Origin of the sequence: Hyphomonas sp. (assembly GCF_965284475.1) — a bacterium.
Lineage (GTDB): Bacteria > Pseudomonadota > Alphaproteobacteria > Caulobacterales > Hyphomonadaceae > Hyphomonas.
The window spans coordinates 1957545-1975938 of sequence record NZ_OZ260087.1 but is presented as its reverse complement, the minus strand read 5'-3'; the positions used below and the strand labels follow the sequence as shown (position 1 = coordinate 1975938).

General features: G+C 63.7%; 24 protein-coding genes. 7 read left to right on the top strand and 17 right to left on the bottom strand.

Features of this window, described 5'->3' with window-relative positions; translation table 11 throughout:
- Positions 1–19: 19 nt before the first annotated feature.
- A complete protein-coding gene (locus ACQ66M_RS09755; protein WP_430403511.1) occupies positions 20–1408 on the bottom strand; it encodes an ABC transporter permease in 1389 nt (462 codons plus the stop codon).
- On the bottom strand, positions 1408–2370 hold the full coding sequence (locus tag ACQ66M_RS09750) for an ABC transporter ATP-binding protein (protein ID WP_350174092.1): 963 nt from the start codon (positions 2368–2370) through the stop codon (positions 1408–1410). The genes ACQ66M_RS09755 and ACQ66M_RS09750 overlap by 1 nt, the downstream gene beginning before the upstream one ends.
- A 113-nt stretch (positions 2371–2483) precedes the next feature.
- On the opposite strand from ACQ66M_RS09750, the gene ACQ66M_RS09745 reads away from it, so the two are divergent.
- Positions 2484–2729, top strand: coding sequence for a TraR/DksA family transcriptional regulator (locus ACQ66M_RS09745; protein WP_350174090.1), 246 nt, complete (start codon positions 2484–2486; stop codon positions 2727–2729).
- Positions 2730–2742: 13 nt separating this feature from the next.
- On the opposite strand, the gene ACQ66M_RS09740 is transcribed toward ACQ66M_RS09745, so the two are convergent.
- The 4 genes from ACQ66M_RS09740 to ACQ66M_RS09725 form a co-directional block, all read right to left on the bottom strand.
- The gene (locus ACQ66M_RS09740) at positions 2743–3045 is read right to left on the bottom strand and encodes an aa3-type cytochrome c oxidase subunit IV (RefSeq protein ID WP_350174088.1); all 303 of its coding nucleotides are present in this window, start codon (positions 3043–3045) and stop codon (positions 2743–2745) included.
- Between the two features lie 83 nt (positions 3046–3128).
- Positions 3129–3578: a DUF1178 family protein gene (locus ACQ66M_RS09735; RefSeq protein WP_350174086.1), complete on the bottom strand. Its 450-nt coding sequence runs from the start codon at positions 3576–3578 to the stop codon at positions 3129–3131.
- A gap of 10 nt (positions 3579–3588) precedes the next feature.
- On the bottom strand, positions 3589–3846 hold the full coding sequence (gene grxC, locus ACQ66M_RS09730; protein WP_350174084.1) for a glutaredoxin 3: 258 nt from the start codon (positions 3844–3846) through the stop codon (positions 3589–3591).
- 35 nt (positions 3847–3881) lie between these two features.
- Positions 3882–4352, bottom strand: a complete 471-nt coding sequence (locus tag ACQ66M_RS09725) for a ComF family protein (RefSeq protein ID WP_430403509.1) — start codon at positions 4350–4352, stop codon at positions 3882–3884.
- A 166-nt stretch (positions 4353–4518) separates the two neighbouring features.
- Between ACQ66M_RS09725 and ACQ66M_RS09720 the strand changes: the two genes are divergently transcribed.
- Entirely contained in the window at positions 4519–5445 is a 927-nt protein-coding gene (locus ACQ66M_RS09720; RefSeq protein WP_430403507.1) for a methyltransferase domain-containing protein, read from the top strand.
- Positions 5446–5460: 15 nt separating this feature from the next.
- On the opposite strand, the gene ACQ66M_RS09715 is transcribed toward ACQ66M_RS09720, so the two are convergent.
- From ACQ66M_RS09715 to ACQ66M_RS09700, 4 genes are read right to left on the bottom strand one after another with little or no spacing between them, the layout of a single operon-like run.
- Positions 5461–5634, bottom strand: coding sequence for a Flp family type IVb pilin (locus ACQ66M_RS09715; RefSeq protein ID WP_350174078.1), 174 nt, complete (start codon positions 5632–5634; stop codon positions 5461–5463).
- A 14-nt stretch (positions 5635–5648) separates the two neighbouring features.
- Positions 5649–6050: an 8-oxo-dGTP diphosphatase MutT gene (gene mutT, locus ACQ66M_RS09710; protein ID WP_350174076.1), complete on the bottom strand. Its 402-nt coding sequence runs from the start codon at positions 6048–6050 to the stop codon at positions 5649–5651.
- On the bottom strand, positions 6047–7297 hold the full coding sequence (gene argJ, locus ACQ66M_RS09705; RefSeq protein WP_430403505.1) for a bifunctional glutamate N-acetyltransferase/amino-acid acetyltransferase ArgJ: 1251 nt from the start codon (positions 7295–7297) through the stop codon (positions 6047–6049). Before argJ ends, mutT begins: the two co-directional genes overlap by 4 nt.
- Positions 7294–8244 (bottom strand): peptidylprolyl isomerase, encoded by a 951-nt coding sequence (locus ACQ66M_RS09700; RefSeq protein ID WP_350174072.1) that lies wholly within the window; start codon positions 8242–8244, stop codon positions 7294–7296. The genes argJ and ACQ66M_RS09700 overlap by 4 nt, the downstream gene beginning before the upstream one ends.
- 188 nt (positions 8245–8432) lie before the next feature.
- Between ACQ66M_RS09700 and secA the strand changes: the two genes are divergently transcribed.
- Positions 8433–11165, top strand: a complete 2733-nt coding sequence (secA, locus tag ACQ66M_RS09695; RefSeq protein ID WP_430403503.1) for a preprotein translocase subunit SecA — start codon at positions 8433–8435, stop codon at positions 11163–11165.
- 4 nt (positions 11166–11169) lie between these two features.
- Here the strand turns inward: secA and ACQ66M_RS09690 are convergent, their stop codons facing one another.
- Positions 11170–12261 carry a citrate synthase/methylcitrate synthase gene (locus ACQ66M_RS09690; RefSeq protein WP_430403501.1) on the bottom strand — a complete coding sequence of 364 codons (1092 nt, stop codon included), beginning with the start codon at positions 12259–12261 and terminating at the stop codon, positions 11170–11172.
- Between the two features lie 91 nt (positions 12262–12352).
- Here ACQ66M_RS09690 and ACQ66M_RS09685 point away from each other — a divergent pair, with 91 nt between their 5' ends.
- Both ACQ66M_RS09685 and ACQ66M_RS09680 read left to right on the top strand, forming a co-directional pair.
- A complete protein-coding gene (locus ACQ66M_RS09685; protein ID WP_430403499.1) occupies positions 12353–13501 on the top strand; it encodes a citrate/2-methylcitrate synthase in 1149 nt (382 codons plus the stop codon).
- 72 nt (positions 13502–13573) lie between these two features.
- Positions 13574–13801, top strand: a complete 228-nt coding sequence (locus tag ACQ66M_RS09680) for a hypothetical protein (protein WP_430403497.1) — start codon at positions 13574–13576, stop codon at positions 13799–13801.
- A 147-nt stretch (positions 13802–13948) separates the two neighbouring features.
- On the opposite strand, the gene ACQ66M_RS09675 is transcribed toward ACQ66M_RS09680, so the two are convergent.
- The gene (locus tag ACQ66M_RS09675; RefSeq protein ID WP_350174062.1) at positions 13949–14332 is read right to left on the bottom strand and encodes a VOC family protein; all 384 of its coding nucleotides are present in this window, start codon (positions 14330–14332) and stop codon (positions 13949–13951) included.
- Between the two features lie 112 nt (positions 14333–14444).
- On the opposite strand from ACQ66M_RS09675, the gene soxR reads away from it, so the two are divergent.
- A complete protein-coding gene (gene soxR, locus ACQ66M_RS09670) occupies positions 14445–14915 on the top strand; it encodes a redox-sensitive transcriptional activator SoxR (RefSeq protein ID WP_350174060.1) in 471 nt (156 codons plus the stop codon).
- On the opposite strand, the gene ACQ66M_RS09665 is transcribed toward soxR, so the two are convergent.
- Genes ACQ66M_RS09665 through ACQ66M_RS09650 form a run of 4 tightly spaced genes read right to left on the bottom strand, consistent with a single transcriptional unit; the run spans position 14912 to position 16619 of the window.
- Entirely contained in the window at positions 14912–15160 is a 249-nt protein-coding gene (locus tag ACQ66M_RS09665) for an HNH endonuclease (RefSeq protein WP_350174058.1), read from the bottom strand. The two genes, soxR and ACQ66M_RS09665, sit on opposite strands and share 4 nt — an antisense overlap.
- Positions 15157–16044, bottom strand: coding sequence for a bifunctional methylenetetrahydrofolate dehydrogenase/methenyltetrahydrofolate cyclohydrolase FolD (gene folD / locus ACQ66M_RS09660; RefSeq protein WP_430403496.1), 888 nt, complete (start codon positions 16042–16044; stop codon positions 15157–15159). Before folD ends, ACQ66M_RS09665 begins: the two co-directional genes overlap by 4 nt.
- Complete coding sequence (locus tag ACQ66M_RS09655; RefSeq protein WP_430403494.1) at positions 16041–16322, bottom strand: DUF167 family protein; 282 nt, start codon at positions 16320–16322, stop codon at positions 16041–16043. The genes folD and ACQ66M_RS09655 overlap by 4 nt, the downstream gene beginning before the upstream one ends.
- A gap of 3 nt (positions 16323–16325) precedes the next feature.
- Positions 16326–16619: a YggT family protein gene (locus tag ACQ66M_RS09650; RefSeq protein WP_350174052.1), complete on the bottom strand. Its 294-nt coding sequence runs from the start codon at positions 16617–16619 to the stop codon at positions 16326–16328.
- A 156-nt stretch (positions 16620–16775) separates the two neighbouring features.
- Here ACQ66M_RS09650 and ACQ66M_RS09645 point away from each other — a divergent pair, with 156 nt between their 5' ends.
- The gene (locus ACQ66M_RS09645) at positions 16776–18017 is read left to right on the top strand and encodes an MFS transporter (protein ID WP_350174050.1); all 1242 of its coding nucleotides are present in this window, start codon (positions 16776–16778) and stop codon (positions 18015–18017) included.
- On the opposite strand, the gene ACQ66M_RS09640 is transcribed toward ACQ66M_RS09645, so the two are convergent.
- The gene (locus ACQ66M_RS09640) at positions 18007–18378 is read right to left on the bottom strand and encodes a VOC family protein (protein ID WP_430403492.1); all 372 of its coding nucleotides are present in this window, start codon (positions 18376–18378) and stop codon (positions 18007–18009) included. The two genes, ACQ66M_RS09645 and ACQ66M_RS09640, sit on opposite strands and share 11 nt — an antisense overlap.
- Between the last annotated feature and the right edge of the window lie 16 nt (positions 18379–18394).

The window sequence follows — 18394 nt, the reverse complement described above, 5'->3', positions numbered from 1 at the left end:
GGCACGCCCCCCCTGGTGCTCAGCCCTTGCGGCCGAGCATGCGTTTGAAGACGCCGCCGAGGTCGCCGATGCCGGCGCCGTGGACGGCGCCTGCACGGTAGATCTTGGTGGCGAACCAGAGAATGGCGAGGGCGGTGAGGGCCATGATGCCCATCTGGGCGATGACCTCCCAGAGCGGCGGATTGTGCGGCATGCGCAGGATCAGCAGGAAGGGCGTGAAGACCGGGATCCAGGAGGCGATGTCGACAATCGGGGAGCCGGGGTCCTGGAAGGCGATGAAGATGGCGAACATGGGCAGCATGAGCAGGATCATCATCGGGCTGAGCAGGGTTTGCGCTTCCTGGATCGTGTCGCAGAGCGAGCCCAGCGCCATGAAGATCATGCCGTACATGACATAGCCGAGGAGGAAGCTGATCAGGCCTGGCAGGATTATGGCCGGATTGGCGAAGGCGGCGAGGAAGGGCGAGAGCAGGCTCGCGCCGCCAGGGATCTGGCTGGTGGCGAACAGGGACGCGCCGAAGGCGAAGAGGCCCCATGAGAGCATCATCGTGGAGGTGACGGCGAACACAGCGAGCAGCTTGCCTGCGAGCAGTTCCGGCAACCTGACGGATGTGAGCAGCGTGTCGAAAATCTTGTTCGAGCGTTCCTCAATGGTGCCCATCAGCAGGTACTGGATGATCGAGAAGATCATGAGCCAGAGGAAATAGGCAAGGCCGCCCGCGACATAGACGGGCGCCCGGTCTGCCATGGTGACTTCCGATCCGGTGGTTACCTGGTCGACGACAGTGCGGATACGGTAGGCGGGAACCTGCAGGGCCCCGGCATCGACCTTGGCCAGGAAATCCGCGCCGAGACCTGCCTCGCTGAGCGCGTCCTGGCGCGCAAGGCGGCGCATGGCATTGGCGGCCACGGCCCGCAGCGCGCCGACATTGACGTCGTCGCTCCAGTATTCGAGGCTTGTACCATCGGCAGACGGAATGAAGACGGCGAAGAGCGGCTTGTCACCGAGCGGGCCGGAGACGAGGCGTTCGCCCATCAGGTAGGGGCGTAGCGCGTCGATGGAAACGGCAGGCGCGGGCACGAGAATGAATTTGCGCTGGGACACGGCATTGCCGGATTCAAGCGCTGCCTGGTGTTCGGGCGGCAGATCCATTGAGGCGGCGAGATCGCGCGCCTGCTGGCTGGTGGCCTCATCATCCTGGGCGAACTCAGCCTCGATGGCCGAGGCATAGATGCCGGCCGGTTCGACCACGGCATAATAGCGCACCGGCGATGACTTGGCCGCAAAGATGGCGAATGTCCCGCCGATGAGCATGAAGAGCGGCACGGCGGCGAGGCTGAGCCAGAAGCCCCAGGCCTTGACGTATCCGAGATAGTCGCGGCGAAAGATAAGATAGACATTGCGCATCAGGCCGCCTCCCCCGTTTCGGATTCCCGCAGGGCGGCGGCATCGGCCTCGCCGACCAGCGACACGAAGACATCGCGCAGGCGGGCCTCCTCAGGCGCGAAGCCGACAATCGGCGCCCCTGCATCAATCGCAGCCCGCAGCGCGTCCTGCGCGCCTGTGCCGCGCGGCAGGCTGATGCGCCAGGCATCGCCGGGGCCGTTTTCAGGTGCGCGGTGCGCTTCGAAGCCCCCAGATGCCAGTGCGGCGGCAAGGTCAAAGCCTTCAGCCACGGCAATGCGCGCTCCGCGGCCGAGCGAGGCGAACGCGTCGTCCAGCGTGCCGTCAAAGACCTTTCGCCCACGCGCCATCATGATGATGCGGTCACACAGGCGTTCGGCATGTTCCATGACATGGGTGGAGAACAGGATCGTCGCGCCGCGATCATGCTCGGCGCGGATCAGGTCTTCGAGAACCTGCTGGTTGACCGGGTCGAGGCCGGAGAAAGGCTCGTCAAGGATCAGGAATTCCGGGCGATGGGCCAGTGTCGACAGGATCTGGACCTTTTGCGCCATGCCCTTGGACAATTTGGAGATGCGTGTGGTTCTGAACTCGCCGAGGCCGGACATGTCGAGCAGTTCGCTGGCGCGCGCGCGGGCGTCGCGGGCAGACAGGCCTTTGAGGCGGGCGAAATGTTCGATCGTCGCGCGCGTGGTCATCTTCTTGTAGAGCCCGCGCTCTTCCGGCAGGAAGCCGACGCGTTTCAGAGTGGCGATGTCAGGCGACTTGCCGAACAGGCTGACGCTGCCAGTGTCGGGCTGCATCACGCCAAGCGCCATGCGCAGGCTGGTCGATTTGCCGGCACCGTTGGGCCCGAGGAAACCGATAATCGCGCCTTCGGGGACAGTGAGCGACAGGTCGCTGACGGCGGTGAAACCGCCAAAGCGCTTCGTCGCGTGTGTCATGACAAGGGGCGGCATGCTCATGGAAGCCTCCTCGGCAACTGAAATCGGGCATTGCGTAGCGATTCCCGATAAAGAACCTGGTTCTTCGCCCGGAACGCCTTGCCAAGCCCTTAAAGCCGACGCAGCATATTGTCATGAAGACGGATATTGCTCCTTCAGCTCCGGACTGCCTTCTCCTGACGCAGGCGGATGTCGTCAGCACACGGCGGCATGACCTGCTGGAGCGCAACCGCCTGCTGGCGCGGATCGAAGCGGCGCTGGCACGTATGGAACACGGCCGGTTCGGCGTGTGTACGCAATGCCACGGTCCGATTCCAATGCAAATCCTGGAAGCCGACCCGGCGCTGGCGCGGTGTCCTGATTGCCGGAACGTTTGCTAGTTCGCTGAGTGTCCTAGAGGAGGACGCTGAACAGCCAGATGAAGCCCTGCACCAGGAGCGCGAGCAGGATGAGCAGGACCATGGTTGCCATCCAGCGGGCGCCGAGGTTGAGGAAGAGGCCCGCACCGAAACCGACAATCGCCATCAGGCCAAGCGACACCATCCAGTTCATGCCGATGGCCACAGCCAGCACGGCATAACCGACCGAAAGGATAATCATCAGGCCTCCCCAGACGCTGCCGGTGATGAAACCGTCCCACGTCGATTGCTGTGCCTGAATGTCCATTTCGCCGTGATGATATTCGCTGGTCGCCATGAGGCCTCTCCGTGACTCGTATCTGCAGGTCGTATTAGCGAAGGCACCGCACGGGTCAAGCGCGGCAAAGCGCGCGGGGCCGTTCAATTGAGCTTGCGTTTCGATCTCGCCTGTTTCGGGGGTTTTGGCGTGAAAGCCCTCGGCAGGGGCGCTGCCGGCACCCCCTCTTCTGCCAGTGCAGCCGATTCTTCGGGCGTGGTCGCCCCCCAGATCGGGCGGTCAGCGGTTTCGCCATAGAACATGGCGCGCGCCTCGCTGGCAAAGTCATCACCGACATAGTCAAAATTCTTCGCGATATGATCGCGGGCTTTGGCGGCAAATTCCTCTGCCAGCCGCTCCGTGGTCGCCCGGTCGGCCGCCTTCCGTGGCGATTTCACGGAGGGCGCCATGATCTGCTTGGACACATTGGCGCCAGTGCAGTCAGGGCATGTTACAAGGCGCTTGTCTGCCTGTGTGTCAAACGCCGAAGAGGAGGCAAACCAGGCCTCGAAAGCGTGTTCGCAGTCACCGCAGATGAGCGCATAACGGATCATGGACCGCGCCTCAGGCCGCCAGTAGCGCGTCGAGCTCGCCAGAGCGATCCAGGGCCATCATCTCGTCACAGCCGCCAATATGCGTATCGCCGATGAAGATTTGCGGGAATGTGCGCCCACCATTGGACCGTTCGATCATCTCGGCCTTCTTGGCGGCATCCATTCCGGCGTTGATTTCCGTCAGGTCGACCTTCTTGCCCTTCAAAAGGGCAAGCGCGCGGCTGCAATACGGGCAGAATGCGCGTGTATAGATTGTGACCTTGGGCATTGAGGCAGGCTCCTTAAAGCAATGAGTTCCCTAGCTTATATGGTAACATCCGTCTCTCGAACAACGCGCGCGAGCACAAGCACATCCACATTTGCCGCACCGGCCTGTTTCAGGGCGCGTGTACGGGCAGAGACTGTTGCGCCGGTGGTTAACACATCGTCGACAAGCAGGACGCGGCGGCCTGAAATCCGCGTTGCGGCGCGTCTGGTGATGGTAAATGCGCCCGCGACGTCGCGGGGGCGGGCACGGGCCGACAGGCTGCCCTGCGTGGATGTACGCCGCGTACGCTTTATCGAATCGACCATGACAGGCGTGCCGGACAGGCGGGAAATGTCCTGCGCCAGCCAGCCGGACTGGCCGGATCCGCGCCGCACGCGCCGGGCGCAATGCAGGGGCACGGGCACGATCAGGTCCGCTTCATCGACCAGCCTGCGACCCGACTGCAGCATCCGGCTGGCCAGTGTGCCAAGCCCGTCGCGGCGGGCGGTCGATACAGGGCCGCGCATACGGCCCCGGTGAGAATGTGGATCTGGCCGAATTCTTCAGGTGCAAGTGGCCTTTTTTGCGATGCCACTCTGGCCCGATACAGGCGAACGGGGCGGCCATAACCTGTCTGCCATGTCCCGCAGAAAGCCCTTTGCGCGGGCCTGATGCCGGTCCATATCGCCCTGCATGACCCCTCCTGCCGATCCCAAAGCCCCGCCTCGCCTGTTCAACCGCGACCTGGTGGTCCGCCGCCGCGACCGGGCGGCACAGCATTTCCAGGAGTTTGCCTTCCTCAAGGCCCGTGTGTCGAGAGACCTTGTCGACCGTCTGGACGACACGACACGCACGTTCCGGTCGGGTCTTGAGCTGGGCGGGCATGACGGAGGGGTTACAGGGATGCTGGAGGGCAGCAGTAAGGTGAGGGACATGCTTTTGACCGATGCCTCGCCTGGCATGGTGGCGCAGGCAGCAGCCCGTGGCCTCAACGCTGAACCCGTCGACGAAGAGGCCCTTCCCTATGCGCCCGCCAGTTTCGACCTTGTCGTGTCAGCCCTGTCGCTGCACTGGGTCAATGACCTGCCCGGCACGCTGGTGCAGGTGCGCAGGGTCCTCGAACCGGACGGCCTGTTTGTCGGCGCGCTGCCTGGCGCTGGCACACTGGGCGAATTGCGCACCTGCCTGGTGGAGGCGGAAACGGAGATCATGGGCGGCCTGTCGCCCCGCCTGTCACCGCTGCCGGCGCTGTCGGACATGGCGGCACTGATGCAGCGGGCAGGCTTTGCCCTGCCGGTGGTGGACCGGGACAGCGTGACGGTGCGCTATGATTCCCTGTTCGGCCTGCTGGCTGACCTGAAGGGCATGGGCGAGCGCGCCGCCTTTGCACCCGGCATGGGCCAGCCCCTGCCCCGGCGCGTGCTGATGCGGGCTGCAGAGCTTTATGCGCAGAAATTCAGCGATCCGGACGGCCGTGTCCGGGCGACGTTTGAAATCATCTATCTGTCAGGCTGGTCACCTGCACCAAGCCAGCCAAAGCCATTGAAACCGGGCAGCGCGACGGCCAGCCTTGCCGATGCCGTGCGCCGGCAGGCAGGCCGCAGCAATGAGGGTGCCTGACGAACGCCGGGCGCTCTAGCTCGGGAACTGGTCAGCCGTGTTCTGAAGGGAATCCCCGGTCGAGGTTCCGAGCACGGTCAGTCCGCCGACAATGGCGACGGCAATAAGGCCTGCAATCAGCCCGTACTCGATAGCTGTGGCGCCGCGCTCATCAGCAGCGAACTGCTCAAGTCGTCTCTTCAGTGTCATTCGACCCTCCCAGGTCACTTCCCGGAGAGCAGGTTGAACAGAGGAATATCTGCCGCCGGCGCCGGATACGCATGCAGGGCTGATGGCATGACCCATGCGAAGGATTGGCCTTCCCGCGGGTTCACGTCACCGGTCCATACAAGACACCGGTAAAGTGGCATAAGTAGGTGAAAATTCGGATAATTGTGACTGGCAAAACTGAGCGGTTCGAGGTCGGTTTCGTCAACCAATATGGACAATTCCTCGTGCAGTTCGCGCACAAGGGCCTGTTCCGGCGTCTCGCCCGGCTCGACCTTTCCACCCGGGAACTCCCACAGGCCAGCCATGGCCTTGCCTTCCGGCCTTCGGGCCAGCAGGATCTCGCCTTTCGCATTGTACAGCGCTGCGGCAACAACCAGCACGAGCGACCGGGTCATGTCCGGTAGGCACCATTGATATCGACATAGCCGTGCGTCAGGTCACAGGTCCAGACAGTTGTCGAAAATGCATCGACGCCGAGATCCACCCGGATGGTGAATTCCGGCTTGGCGAATACGGCGCTGGCAGCCGCTTCGTCATAGTCCGGCGCGCGGGCACCGCCGCTGGCCACCTGGACGTCATCAAACCAGATGGCCAGCCTGTCCATCACGATGGGTTCGAGCGACTTGCCGACCGCCATCACGACCCGGCCCCAATTGGCGTCGCCGGCCGCCATTGCGGTCTTGATCAGCGGGGAGTTGGCAATCTCGCAGGCGACGATCCTGGCCGACAGCTGCGAGACAGCGCCTTCAACGCGGACAGTGACGAACTTGCTGGCGCCTTCGCCATCCTTGACGACTTGCAGGGCCAGATCGAGGCAGGTGGCGAGGAGCGCGGCGGCGAAAGCGGGGAAGCGTTCATCCTGGCGGGTTTCAATCGGGGCCCCGCCCGTGGCCCCGGTCGCAAATACCATGAGCGTGTCAGACGTGGACGTATCGCCATCGACCGTGATCGCGTTGAACGTCTCGTCGGTAATGTCTTCCAGCAGGTCCTGCAGCAGGTCTGCGTCGATTGCAGCATCGGTGAAGACGTAGGACAGCATGGTCGCCATGTTGGGTGCGATCATGCCGGAGCCTTTTGCAATACCTGCAAAGGCTGTTGGCACGCCTGCGAGACTGATCGTGCGGCCGGACGCCTTCGGATAGGTGTCAGTGGTCATGAAGGCACGCGCGCAGGCCTGCCAGTCAGGCGCTGCCAGCTTTGCGGCGAGATCAGGCACGAAGGCGCCGACATAATTCGGGTCCGGCAGCGGCTCGCCGATCACGCCGGTGGCTGCGATGAAACAGGTATGGCGGTCAATGCCGAGCGTGCCGGTGAGCGCCTTGAGCGTTGCCTCATTCTTCTCCACGCCCTTTGGTCCGGTAAACGCATTGGAATTGCCTGAATTGGCGATCAGGGCCCGGGCAGCACCGCCGCCCTCGCCCAGCGCCTCCCGGCACCAGCGTACATCGGCCGACGCCGTGTGCGACACGGTATAGACACCAGCGCACGTGGTGCCTTCATCGAATGCGAACAGGAACACATCGTCCCGTGTGATGCCCCGGCGGGCATAGAAGCCACGCGAGCCGGTGGCCGCGCGCACGCCCTTCACCTCCGGCAGGACGGGAAAGCGCGCAGGCGCAAACGGGGATGGTTTCAGGTTCACAGTTCATTTCCTTCAGGAACGGTCGATGAGTCTTCAGGCCGGGGCGCCGCCTCTTCATCCAGTGACAGCGGCGCCGGAATGGCGCCCGGCGCGCCGGGGCCGCCTTCCTGGATCGTGGCCTTGGTGCGCAATTCGCGCAGGATCTTGCTGATCTCGTTCAGGGTCAGGAAGGTGACGATTTCGGGCCGCATCTCGTCACGCGTCTTGGGTGCGCGCGTCCGGCGATCCTTGACCTTCAGAATATGCCAGCCATCGGCGCTCTGGAATGGCTTTGACACTTCGCCCTCCTGCGTATCGGCAATCATGACCGGGAACGGCTCGGGTTCATCATTCGGCGAGACATAGCCACGATTGCCATTCTCCATCCGGGTCGCCGTATCCTTGGAATGGGCCCGCGCCATGCTCTCGAAGCTCTCCCCGGCCTGGATGTCTGCGTAGACGGCCTCAGCCTCTTCCTGCGTATCGAACAGGATGTGGGCGATTGCGACTTCATCATTCGACTGCTGAAGGGCCACCTGTTCGGCATACATCCTGTCGATGCGGGCGTCGGTCACCTCGCGGGCGACCAGGTCTTCAACCAGCAAATTGCCGAGAATTCGCTCGCGGGCGATCTGCAGGCGGCGCTGGGCGGCAGCTTCCTGGTCAATCTTGCGGCGGATCGCCTCCTGGGCCATCAGCTTCTGGTCAATCAGCTGGTCGAGAACCATCTTGTATTCCTGGCTTTTGTGATCGAGCGGCTGGCCGGCGGGAATGAGGCCGCGCGCAACGGCCTCCAGTTCCACGTCACTTATATAGATTTTCTCGCCATTGACCGTGGTCGCCGCTGCGCCTTCGACCCGGACCGGAATCTCGGCCTCGTCGCCATTGCCGCAGGCGCACAGAACAAGCAGGGCCGCGCCGCAGGCAAGCCTGCTGAATCTGGCCGTATTTACCTTGAAAAACAGCACGGTTATCTCCCATGATCGCTGAGGGCGTCGCATTGACACCCCTTGGTCGGCTTCTTAAGTCTGACCCTCACTCTGGTCGAGACCTCCCGACCAGTGTAAGCGCTGCGGAAGAACCCGCAAATGTCCTGTCACAAGTCGCTGTCGGGATTAAGAGTTTAGTTTGCCCAGATCGATTGGTGCCGCCTGATATGCTTTCCGTTGCCCGCAAGATTTTTGGTTCCGCCAACGACCGCAAGTTGAAACCCCTTCGCGCCCGGGTCAACCGTATCAACGCCCTCGAGCCCATGATGGAAGCGCTGTCCGATCAGGCGCTGAAGGGCAAGACAGCCGAATTCCGCAAGCGACTGGCAGACGGTGCTTCGCTGGACAGCCTTCTGGAAGAAGCCTTTGCGGTTGTCCGCGAAGCCTCGCGCCGCGCGCTGGGCATGCGCCATTTCGACGTCCAGATGATGGGCGGCATGATCCTGCATTCGGGTGCCATTGCCGAAATGCGCACGGGTGAAGGCAAGACGCTTGTGGCGACGCTGGCGGTCTATCTCAATGCGCTTGAAGGCAAGGGCGTGCACGTCATTACGGTGAACGACTATCTCGCCCGGCGCGACGCCGAATGGATGAGCGGGATTTACGGCTTCCTCGGCATGACAACCGGCATCATCGTGCACGGCGTCACCGACGAGGAACGCAAGGCGGCGTATGCTGCAGACATTACCTACGGAACGAACAATGAGTTCGGGTTCGACTACCTGCGCGACAACATGAAATACTCGCTGGAGCAGATGGCCCAGCGCGGGCACCATTATGCGATCGTGGATGAAGTCGACTCGATCCTGATCGATGAGGCCCGCACGCCGCTGATCATATCCGGCCCGACCGACGACCGTTCGGAACTCTACATCGCGCTCGACAATCTGATGCCGCGCCTCGAGGAGGGCGACTACGAACTCGACGAGAAGCAGCGGTCGGTCACCTATACCGAGACCGGCACAGAGAAGATCGAGACCTGGCTGGTTGAAGCCGGCCTGCTGGAAGGCTCGATGTGGGAGCCGACGAACATCTCGTTCGTGCACCACGCCAACCAGGCCCTGCGCGCACACAAGCTGTACAACAAGGACAAGGATTATCTGGTCAAGGACGGCCAGGTCATGCTGGTCGACGAGTTCACCGGCCGCATGATGGAAGGCCGCCGCCTGTCAGAAGGCCTGCACCAGGCCATCGAAGCCAAGGAACGCGTCGATATCAAGCCCGAGAACCAGACGCTCGCCTCGATCACGTTCCAGAATTATTTCCGCCTCTACAAGAAGCTCGCCGGCATGACCGGCACGGCGCTGACCGAGGCGTCGGAATTCCACGACATCTACAAGCTTGAAGTGGTCGACCTGCCGACCAACAAGGAAATCCAGCGGATTGACGATGACGATGTCGTCTACCGGACCGCCTCGGCGAAATATGCCGAGATCGTCAAGGAAGTGAAGGAATGCCAGGCCAAGGGCCAGCCGATCCTTCTCGGCACCGCGTCGATCGAGAAATCGGAAATCCTGTCCAGCCTGCTGACCGCAGCGAAGATCCCGCACAAGGTTCTGAACGCGCGTCACCACGAGCAGGAAGCCTTCATCGTCGCCAATGCCGGTGTGCCGGGCGCCATCACGGTGGCGACGAACATGGCTGGCCGCGGCACCGACATTCAGCTTGGCGGCAACCTTGAAATGCGCATCGAGCAGGAAAAGACCGCCAGGGAAAAAGAGCTGGGCCGCGAAATGACAGAGAGCGAGCTGATGATGCTCACCTCGCAGATCAAGGCCGACATTGAAGTGAAGAAGAAGCGCGCGCTGGATGCCGGCGGGCTCTACGTGCTCGGCACCGAGCGCCACGAAAGCCGCCGCATCGACAACCAGCTGCGCGGCCGGACAGGCCGTCAGGGCGACCCGGGTCGTTCGAAATTCTATATCTCCATCGAAGACGACCTGATGCGGATTTTTGCCGCCGAGCGCATGGACGCCGTGATGCGCCGCCTCGGCATCAAGGAAGATGAGGGCATTACCCATCCCTGGATGAACAAGGCGATGGAGACCTCACAGCGCAAGATCGAGGAACGCAATTTCGAGATCCGCAAGAACGTCCTGAAATATGACGATGTCATCAATGACCAGCGCAAGGCCATGTTCGAACAGCGCATGGAATTCCTGCGCGCCGATGACGTGTCCGACACGATCGCGGAAATGCGCGATCATGTGATTGACGCGCTGGTGCTGCGCACGATGCCGGAAAAGGCCTATGCCGAGCAATGGGACATTGCCGGGCTGAAAGAGGCCCTCCAGACCGATCTCGCGCTGGACCTGCCGGTCGCCGAATGGGCCGCTGAGGAAGGCGTCGCCAACCAGGAGATTGCCGCGCGTATCCGCGAGCATGTCGCCAAAGCCTATGACGGCCTTGCAAACCAGGTCGGCGCTGAGCAGATGCACCGGATCGAGAAACAGGTTCTGCTGCAGGTGCTGGACCTGCGCTGGCGCGAACACCTGCAGCAGATCGACCAGCTGCGCTCGGTGATCCACCTGCGCTCCTACGGCCAGCGCGACCCGCTGAACGAGTTCAAGGAAGAGGCATTCAACCTGTTCTATGCCCTTCTGAACGAACTACGCGCGACTGTGACCAGGTCACTGATGCATATTCGTGTGCAGCCGCCTGAACAGCGCCGCCCGGCCCCGCCGCCGCCCCTTCCGCCGATGCGTGAAATGCACCTCGACCCCGATACTGGCGTCAACGAGATGTCGCCCGGCGAACCGGCAGGCAATACGGGCCCGGGCCCGGCGCTTCACCAGGCTGAGGATGACTGGTCGAACACGCCGCGCAATTCGGCCTGTCCATGCGGCTCCGGCAAGAAGTACAAGCATTGCCACGGCGCCCTGACGCCGCAGCGCGCCTGATCTTTCAGGCCGCTTCGGCGGGCGCTGGTCCCACATAGGCAGATTGCGGGCGGATGAGACGCCCCGTGAGGCGCTGCTCGCGGGCATGGGCCAGCCAGCCGGCCGTGCGGCCTGTTGCAAACACGGCGGTGAAGGCATCTGGCGGAAAGCCCAGCGCTTCGAGCAGGAGCGCGGTGTAGAATTCCACATTCACGTCCAGCGGCCGGTCCGGCTTGTGCGCCTGCAGGATCCTCAGTGCCGCCGCTTCCACGGCTTCGGCGAGCATCAGCCGTCCCGGCAGGACGTTCGAGCCTTCCGACATGCGCCTCACGGCCGCCTTCAGCGCATCGGCGCGAGGATCGCGGACCTTGTAGATACGGTGGCCAAAGCCCATCAGGCGGTCGCCGCGTGCCAGCGCTGCCTCGATCCAGGCTCCGGCATTGTCCGGCCGGCCGATGCCATCGAGCATGGCGATGATCGGACCCGGCGCGCCGCCATGCAGCGGACCCTTCAGCGCCGCAAGCCCGGCAAGGACGGACGAGGTGAGGCCTGACCATGTCGAGGCCACCACGCGCGCCGCAAAAGTGGACGCGTTCAGGCCATGATCGGCCACCGTGACGAGATAAGTGTCGAGCGCACCTGCCGCTTCGGGTGACGGCGTCTTGCCAGTCAGCATGTGCAGCATGTCGGCGGCATGGCCCTGTCCGGGCGTTGGCGGCAGGGGGCTCAGTCCCCGGCGGCGGCGCAGGATCGCGGGCAGGAGAACGGCTGGCGCGGCCAGCAGGCCCAGCGCCGTTTCGATATCCTCGCCATCCCCGATCCGCGCGATCAGTGCACGCATGCCGTCCATGGGCGGCAGGGCCAGGATGCCATCGTCAATGTATGGGCCAAGCGCGAAGGCCTCTTCGCGTGCCCGGCCCAGCCGGGCGGCGAAGGCTCCTGAGTCCGGCAGGTCGTCGAACAGGCCGGTGAAGAGCAGCCGGGCAACCTCTTCGAACGGCATGTGGCCGGCGATCTGGTCCAGCGCGTAACCCCTGATGACCAGGACGCCGTTGGCGCCATCGACTGATGACAGGCGCGTTTCGGCGGCGACGACATTTTCCAAACCCATGCTCATGGTCAGATCTCCTCTTGTTTCCGGGTGGGAGATCGGCGCATATGGATGCATCGTCAATCTTGATCAATATAATCAATATAAGGCCAAAGCCATGGCATGGATCAGTTCCGGCGAGGCGGTACGCATGCTCGGCGTGCAGCCGCAGACGCTTTACGCCTATGTCAGCCGCGGGCGGCTGGAGGCACGGCCGGACCCGGACGATCCGCGCCGCTCGCTTTACAGCGCGGAGGATGTCGAACGGCTGGTCACGAGGAAATCGGGCCCTAAACGCGCCGCCGAGATTGCCCGTGCCTCGATCGCCTGGGGCGAACCAGTGCTGAGCTCTGCCCTGACCGTGATTGCGGATGGACGCCTCTGCTATCGCGGCGTGGATGCCATCACACTGTCAGATACGGCAACGCTGGAAGAGGCCGCCGCCCTGTTCTGGGCTGCGCCCTATGCGCCGCGCGCGACGATCGCCCCTGCCGCCGATGGACCGCTCAAGGCGCGCCTGTTCCTGGCGCTGGCCGCCCGGGCGGGAACCGATCCGCATGCCCGCGGCCGGGCGCCTGGCGTGCTGGCAGTGGATGCGGCAACCGTGCTGGAAACACTGGTCGACGCGGCAACGGGCGAGACCGGTACCGGCCCGATCCACGAACGGCTGGGCAAGGCATGGGGGCTGGACAGCGATGGCGCAGACCTGATCAGGCGCGCGCTGGTGCTGCTGATGGACCATGAACTCAATGCGTCGACCTTCTCTGCACGGGTCGCCGCCTCGACCGGCGCATCGCTGGCTGCCTGCGCGCTGGCAGGGCTGTCGACCCTGTCCGGGCCGCTGCATGGCGGGGCGGCGGCCGGTGTGCTGGCCTTCCTTGACGAGGCGAGGTCGCGAGGCGCTGAAGGGGCGGTCAGGGCACGCCTCGACGAGGGCCGCGCCCCGCCCGGATTTGGCCACCCGCTCTATCCGCGCGGCGACCCGCGCGCGAAGGAACTGCTGTCACGCTTCCAGCCGACCGGCACGATTTCGGCGGTCGAGGCCGCAGCGGCGCAAGAGGCCGGGCAGGTCGCGAATGTCGACTTTGCCATCGCCGCCATGATGCAGCGCTTTGCCCTGCCGGCGGATGTCGCGTTCACACTATTCGCCATCGGGCGCTGCATAGGCTGGCTCGGCCATGCGATGGAGCAGATCGAGACCGGTACGCTGATCCGGCCCCGTGCACGTTATGGCGGACCCATGCCGGACACAGCCCGCACTGCGTGAGACCGCACGGGCAGGCGGAACCGGCCAGACGCTGCAGCGTAGGGTTAAGACATCCATCGGAGGCCGCTGGTCATGGGCAAAATCATCACGTCGATTCTGGCACTGGTCTGTCTCGTCTTCCTGGTGACGCTTGGCTTCTTCTATATCCAGGAAGGCTCGTTCGAGGCAGCAGGCGCGCGCATGGATGGCGTGCTGACCGACCTGCCGGAAGATACCGCTCGCGCCGCCAGCGATACGGCCGATTCAGCCAGTGAGGTGATCGAAGACATTGCTGATGGCCCGGATGACGAAAATCGCTGATGGCTTCGCCGAAAGGATTGTGAAGGCATGGCCAGGCGCGGCTCGCAAACGCGCTGGCCAATTATTCCGCAGCCCCTTGTTGCGTACAAACGCGCTGAAACGATTCACGAAACAGGGCAGGCTGGCGAGCCCGGATCATGGGCCGGTTCAGGCGTAGGACAGTACTTCATATTCGACATTGTCATAATCGTGGAAATAGAACCGGCTGCCGGGATCATAGGTCTGGTGCGAGTGCGTGACGAAGCCGGCATCCAGCACACGGCGTTCGGCGGCGGCGAGATCGTCGACGATCACGCCGACATGGTTGAGGCCGCCTTGCGTATTGTAGGAGACCTGTTCGGGCTGATCCGTCTCACCGGGAGAGTAGAGTGCGATATAGGCGGAGTCTGTGCCGACATGGGCGGTTGTTCCATTCGCCTTGGACGGGCCTTTCCAGCGGACGTGCCAGCCGAAGATGCGTTCCAGCATGTCTGATGTTCGATCAATGTCGCTGACAGTGATGTTGATGTGTTCAAGGGTTCCAGTAGTCATGTGCCTAGTCCTGTCTGCGGCAGGCATACGGGCCTGCCAGTGGTGAGGGCCTTATCTTGTAATTCCTCAACCTAACTTGAGATCAAGCTATTTTTTTGCTATACGCCGACCCATGAAGACAACCGATCTCATTGCCATCGGACAGCTTTCGGCGCGCACCGGCGTGTCGGTCTCCGCCATCCGCTTTTACGAGGACAAGGGCCTGATCCGCGCGATGCGGAACGCCGGCGGCCAGCGCCGCTTCCTGCGGTCGGATGTGCGGCGCCTGTCCTTCGTGATGATTGCGCAGCAGCTGGGGTTCTCGATTTCGGAGATTGTCGACCTCTTGTCCGGCCTGCCGCAGGAGCGTACGCCGACCAAGGCGGACTGGTCGAAAATCAGCGCCCAGTTCCGCAAGCGCCTGGACCAGCAGATCGAGACGCTGGAACTGACCCGCGACCGGCTGGATGTCTGCATCGGCTGCGGGTGCCTGTCTCTGTCAAATTGCGCGCTCTACAATCCGGACGACCGCGCGGCGCGCCTCGGCCCGGGCCCACGCTACCTGATGGAACGCAACGGCGCAGCGAAAGCGGCAGACGCCTAGCCCCGCCCCTTGCGCTTGTTGCAGACCGCGTGGGCGAGCTGGAGGTTTGACTCATTATCAGGCCCGCCGCGCGCGAGGGCATGGATATGGTCAAAGGTCGGGCGTTGTTTCTTCCACACCGTGGCATGGCCGACGGAGAAGCGGGTTGACGGCATGGGCTTGCCGCAGAGGGCGCACTTGCCCCCCTGCGCCTGCCATAGGCGCTGGAAAAGCTTCGTCGTCGGGGGCGCGAACTCCTGGCTCACAGGCCCTCCGGCACGGCCCAGCCGCGGCGGGCACAGGCGGCCAGCACCGTGTTGCGCAGCAGGCAGGCAATGGTCATCGGGCCAACACCGCCGGGGACGGGCGTGATGTGGCCGGCAACAGTTTCGCAATCGGCAAAGTCTGCATCGCCAACGAGGCGCGTCTTGCCCTCACCCTTTTCCGGCGCGGGAACGCGGTTGATACCGACATCCACGATCGTGGCACCGGGCCTGACCCATTCAGCCTTGACCATGTTCGGCCGGCCGACGGCGGGAACGAGAATGTCGGCGGTGCGGCAGATGGCGGGCAGGTCAGCCGTGCGGCTGTGGGCAATGGTGACCGTGCAGTTCTCGGCAAGGAAAAGCAGCGCGGCGGGCTTGCCCACTAGGATGGAGCGCCCGATCACGACAACATGCTTGCCCGAAAGGTCCTCGCCCAGCGCGCTCCTGGCGAGGATGACGCAGCCTGCCGGCGTGCACGGGCGCAGGCCCGGCTTGCCGAGGGTGAGGCGACCGGCGGACACTTCCGTCAGGCCGTCAACATCCTTGCCGGGGTCGATACACTCAATGGCGCTGTGCTCGTCGAGGCCCTTGGGCAAAGGCAGCTGCAGCAGGATACCGTCAATCGCGGCATCGGCATTCAGACGGGCAATCAGGCCTTCGACCTCAGCCTGTGTCGCGGAGGCGGGCAACTGGTGGTGAACCGAGACCATGCCGGCCTCTTCGGTGAGACGCACCTTGGAGCGGACATAGACCTGGCTGGCTGGATCCTCGCCGACGAGGACAACCGCAAGGGCTGGCTGGCCGGGCAGCTGTGACACTGCAGCCGCCACCCTCTCGCGCACACTGGCCGCAACTGCGGTGCCATCGATCCGTTTTGCACTCATTCCCGCATCATCCCTGCCAGCGCGTCCGCCAGGTCTGGCGGCCCGTCAATCTCGAGGCCTTTTAACCTGTTCTTGCCGCCCGTCACCACCCTGACGGCAGACTTCGGCAGGCCAAGGTGTTTCGCGATGAGCTTTTCCACGGCGGCATTGGCCTTGCCATCTTCAGGCACGGCGCGGACGCGTACTTTGAGGTAGTGCCGCCCGGCGCCATCCGTTTCAGGGCCTTCGATGCGGTCGGCTGATGCGTTTGGCTGCACGCGAACTGTGAGCCGGTGCATGCGCTAGAAGGGCGCAACCGTGTAGCCGTAGCGCACGATCAGGCGCTGCAGGAAGAAGATGATCAGAAGCACGGCCATGGGCGTAAGATCCAGCCCGCCGAGCGGCGGGATGATCCGGCGGATCGGCGCGTAGACCGGCTCTGTAATCCGCTCGAGCCCGCCCCAGATGCTGCGCACGGTGGGATTTGTGATGGACAGGACGTTGAAGGCCACCAGCCAGGACATCACCGCCTGGATGATAATGATCCATGTGGCGATGTTCAGGAGGAACAGGATGACGTCCAGGATCGCGCGCATTGAAAATACTCCGGAAACAGCGTGAGTTCAGAGTGTCACTTAGGGTGTGTTGGCGCCCCAGTGCAAGGTCGGCGCTGCCGGTTTACCCTGCGACATGGTTTGCAAGGGCCGCAGGCGGGATAAGCTCCGGGGATCGGAATCAGGGGATGAGCGGCCATGACGGAGTTGGAAAAGCCCCTGCGTCCCTTGACCGGTCTGCAGCAGGCCATGATCGCCCTTGCCATGACGGCGATGGGCGCGGGCATGACCATCAATTTCGTCGTGGTGGCGCCGCTCGCCCGCAAGGCAGGGCTCACCGAAATCGAAGTTGCCGGCATCCTGACACTGTCGACCGTGATCTACACGATCATGATCCCGGTCTGGGGCCGGATTGCCGACCGGGTGGGCCGAAAGCGCGTGATGGTGTTCTCGCTGTTCGCCATGGGCCTGACCAATATGGCCTTCCTGTTTGCGCTGAGCGCCGCACTGGCTGGCGTGGTCACCGGCCTGACAACCTTCCTGCTGCTGGTCTTTACCCGGCTCTGGTTCGGCCTCCTGTCACCTGGCCTGCAACCGGCCTCCATGGCCGCAATGACGGACGCCACAACCCCGCTGACCCGCGCCGGCGGCCTCGGCATGCTGGGCGCAGCGATGAGCGTCGGGTCCATTCTCGGCCCGGCCGGGGCCGCCGTACTGGCACCGTTCGGCGCCCTGGTGCCGCTCTGGGGTTCGATCGTCCTCAACCTGATCGTCGGGGTCATCCTCGGCGTCGTCCTGCCCCGCAGCCGCGACAGGGTGCGCGAGAGCCGCCGCCCCTCGCCGCTGGCCTTCACGGACGCGCGCGTGCGCCCGCACCTGCTGTTCCTGCTGATTTATTTCATCGCCATCGGCATGATCCAGCAGACGCTGGGCTGGTTCATCGAAGACCGCTACGCTTTCGTCGACACGGCCAGACGGACCGCAGGCGAATTGGCAGTCCTTTACACGGGCATCATTTTCTCATGCCTCGCCTTTTCCATGATCATCGTCCAGTTCGGCTATATCCAGCCGCGCAAGCCGGACCCGCGCCGGATCCTGCCGATCGGGCTCACCCTGGTGACCATTGGCTATATCTGCGCTGACGCGTTCCACCCGTTCTGGGCGATGTGCCTGAGCTTCCTTGTCGTCGGTGTCGGCGCAGCCCTCGCCGTGCCGGCAGCCAATGCGCTCGGCAGCCTGTCGGTATCGCGCGAGGAACAGGGGTCGGCCGCCGCCCTTCTGGCCGCGGCCCCGCCCGCAGGTTTCATCTTCGGCCCGCTGATCGGCGCGACGCTGTATTCCGCCATGCCGAGCCTGCCGCTTGTCGCCTCAGCAGTCATTATCGGCATACTGGCCATCTACGCCTTCACGGTGACGGCCCGCAACCCGCTCAGCCCATGATGAAGGCATTCAGCTTGTTGCCATCCGGATCGCGGAAATAGGCAGCGTAGAAGCCGTCGTCACCGCGCGGGCCGGGCGCGCCTTCATCCGTACCGCCATTGGCCAGGGCAATTTCATGCAGGCGGTGGACCTGGTCCTTGTCCTTCGCCTGCAGGGCCACCATCGTGCCATTGCCCACGCTGGCCGGTTTGCCGTCGAAAGGCAGCGTGGCCGCAACGCCTGCCGCGCCGCCGGGCGTGCCCCAGGCGATGAATGTCTCAAACTCCATCATCCGCCCGGTGCCCATCTCCTTAGCGATGGCGTCATAGAAATTCGCCGCGCGGGCGAGGTCAGAAGTCCCAAAAGTCACATATCCGATCATGTCGTCCTCCCAGTTG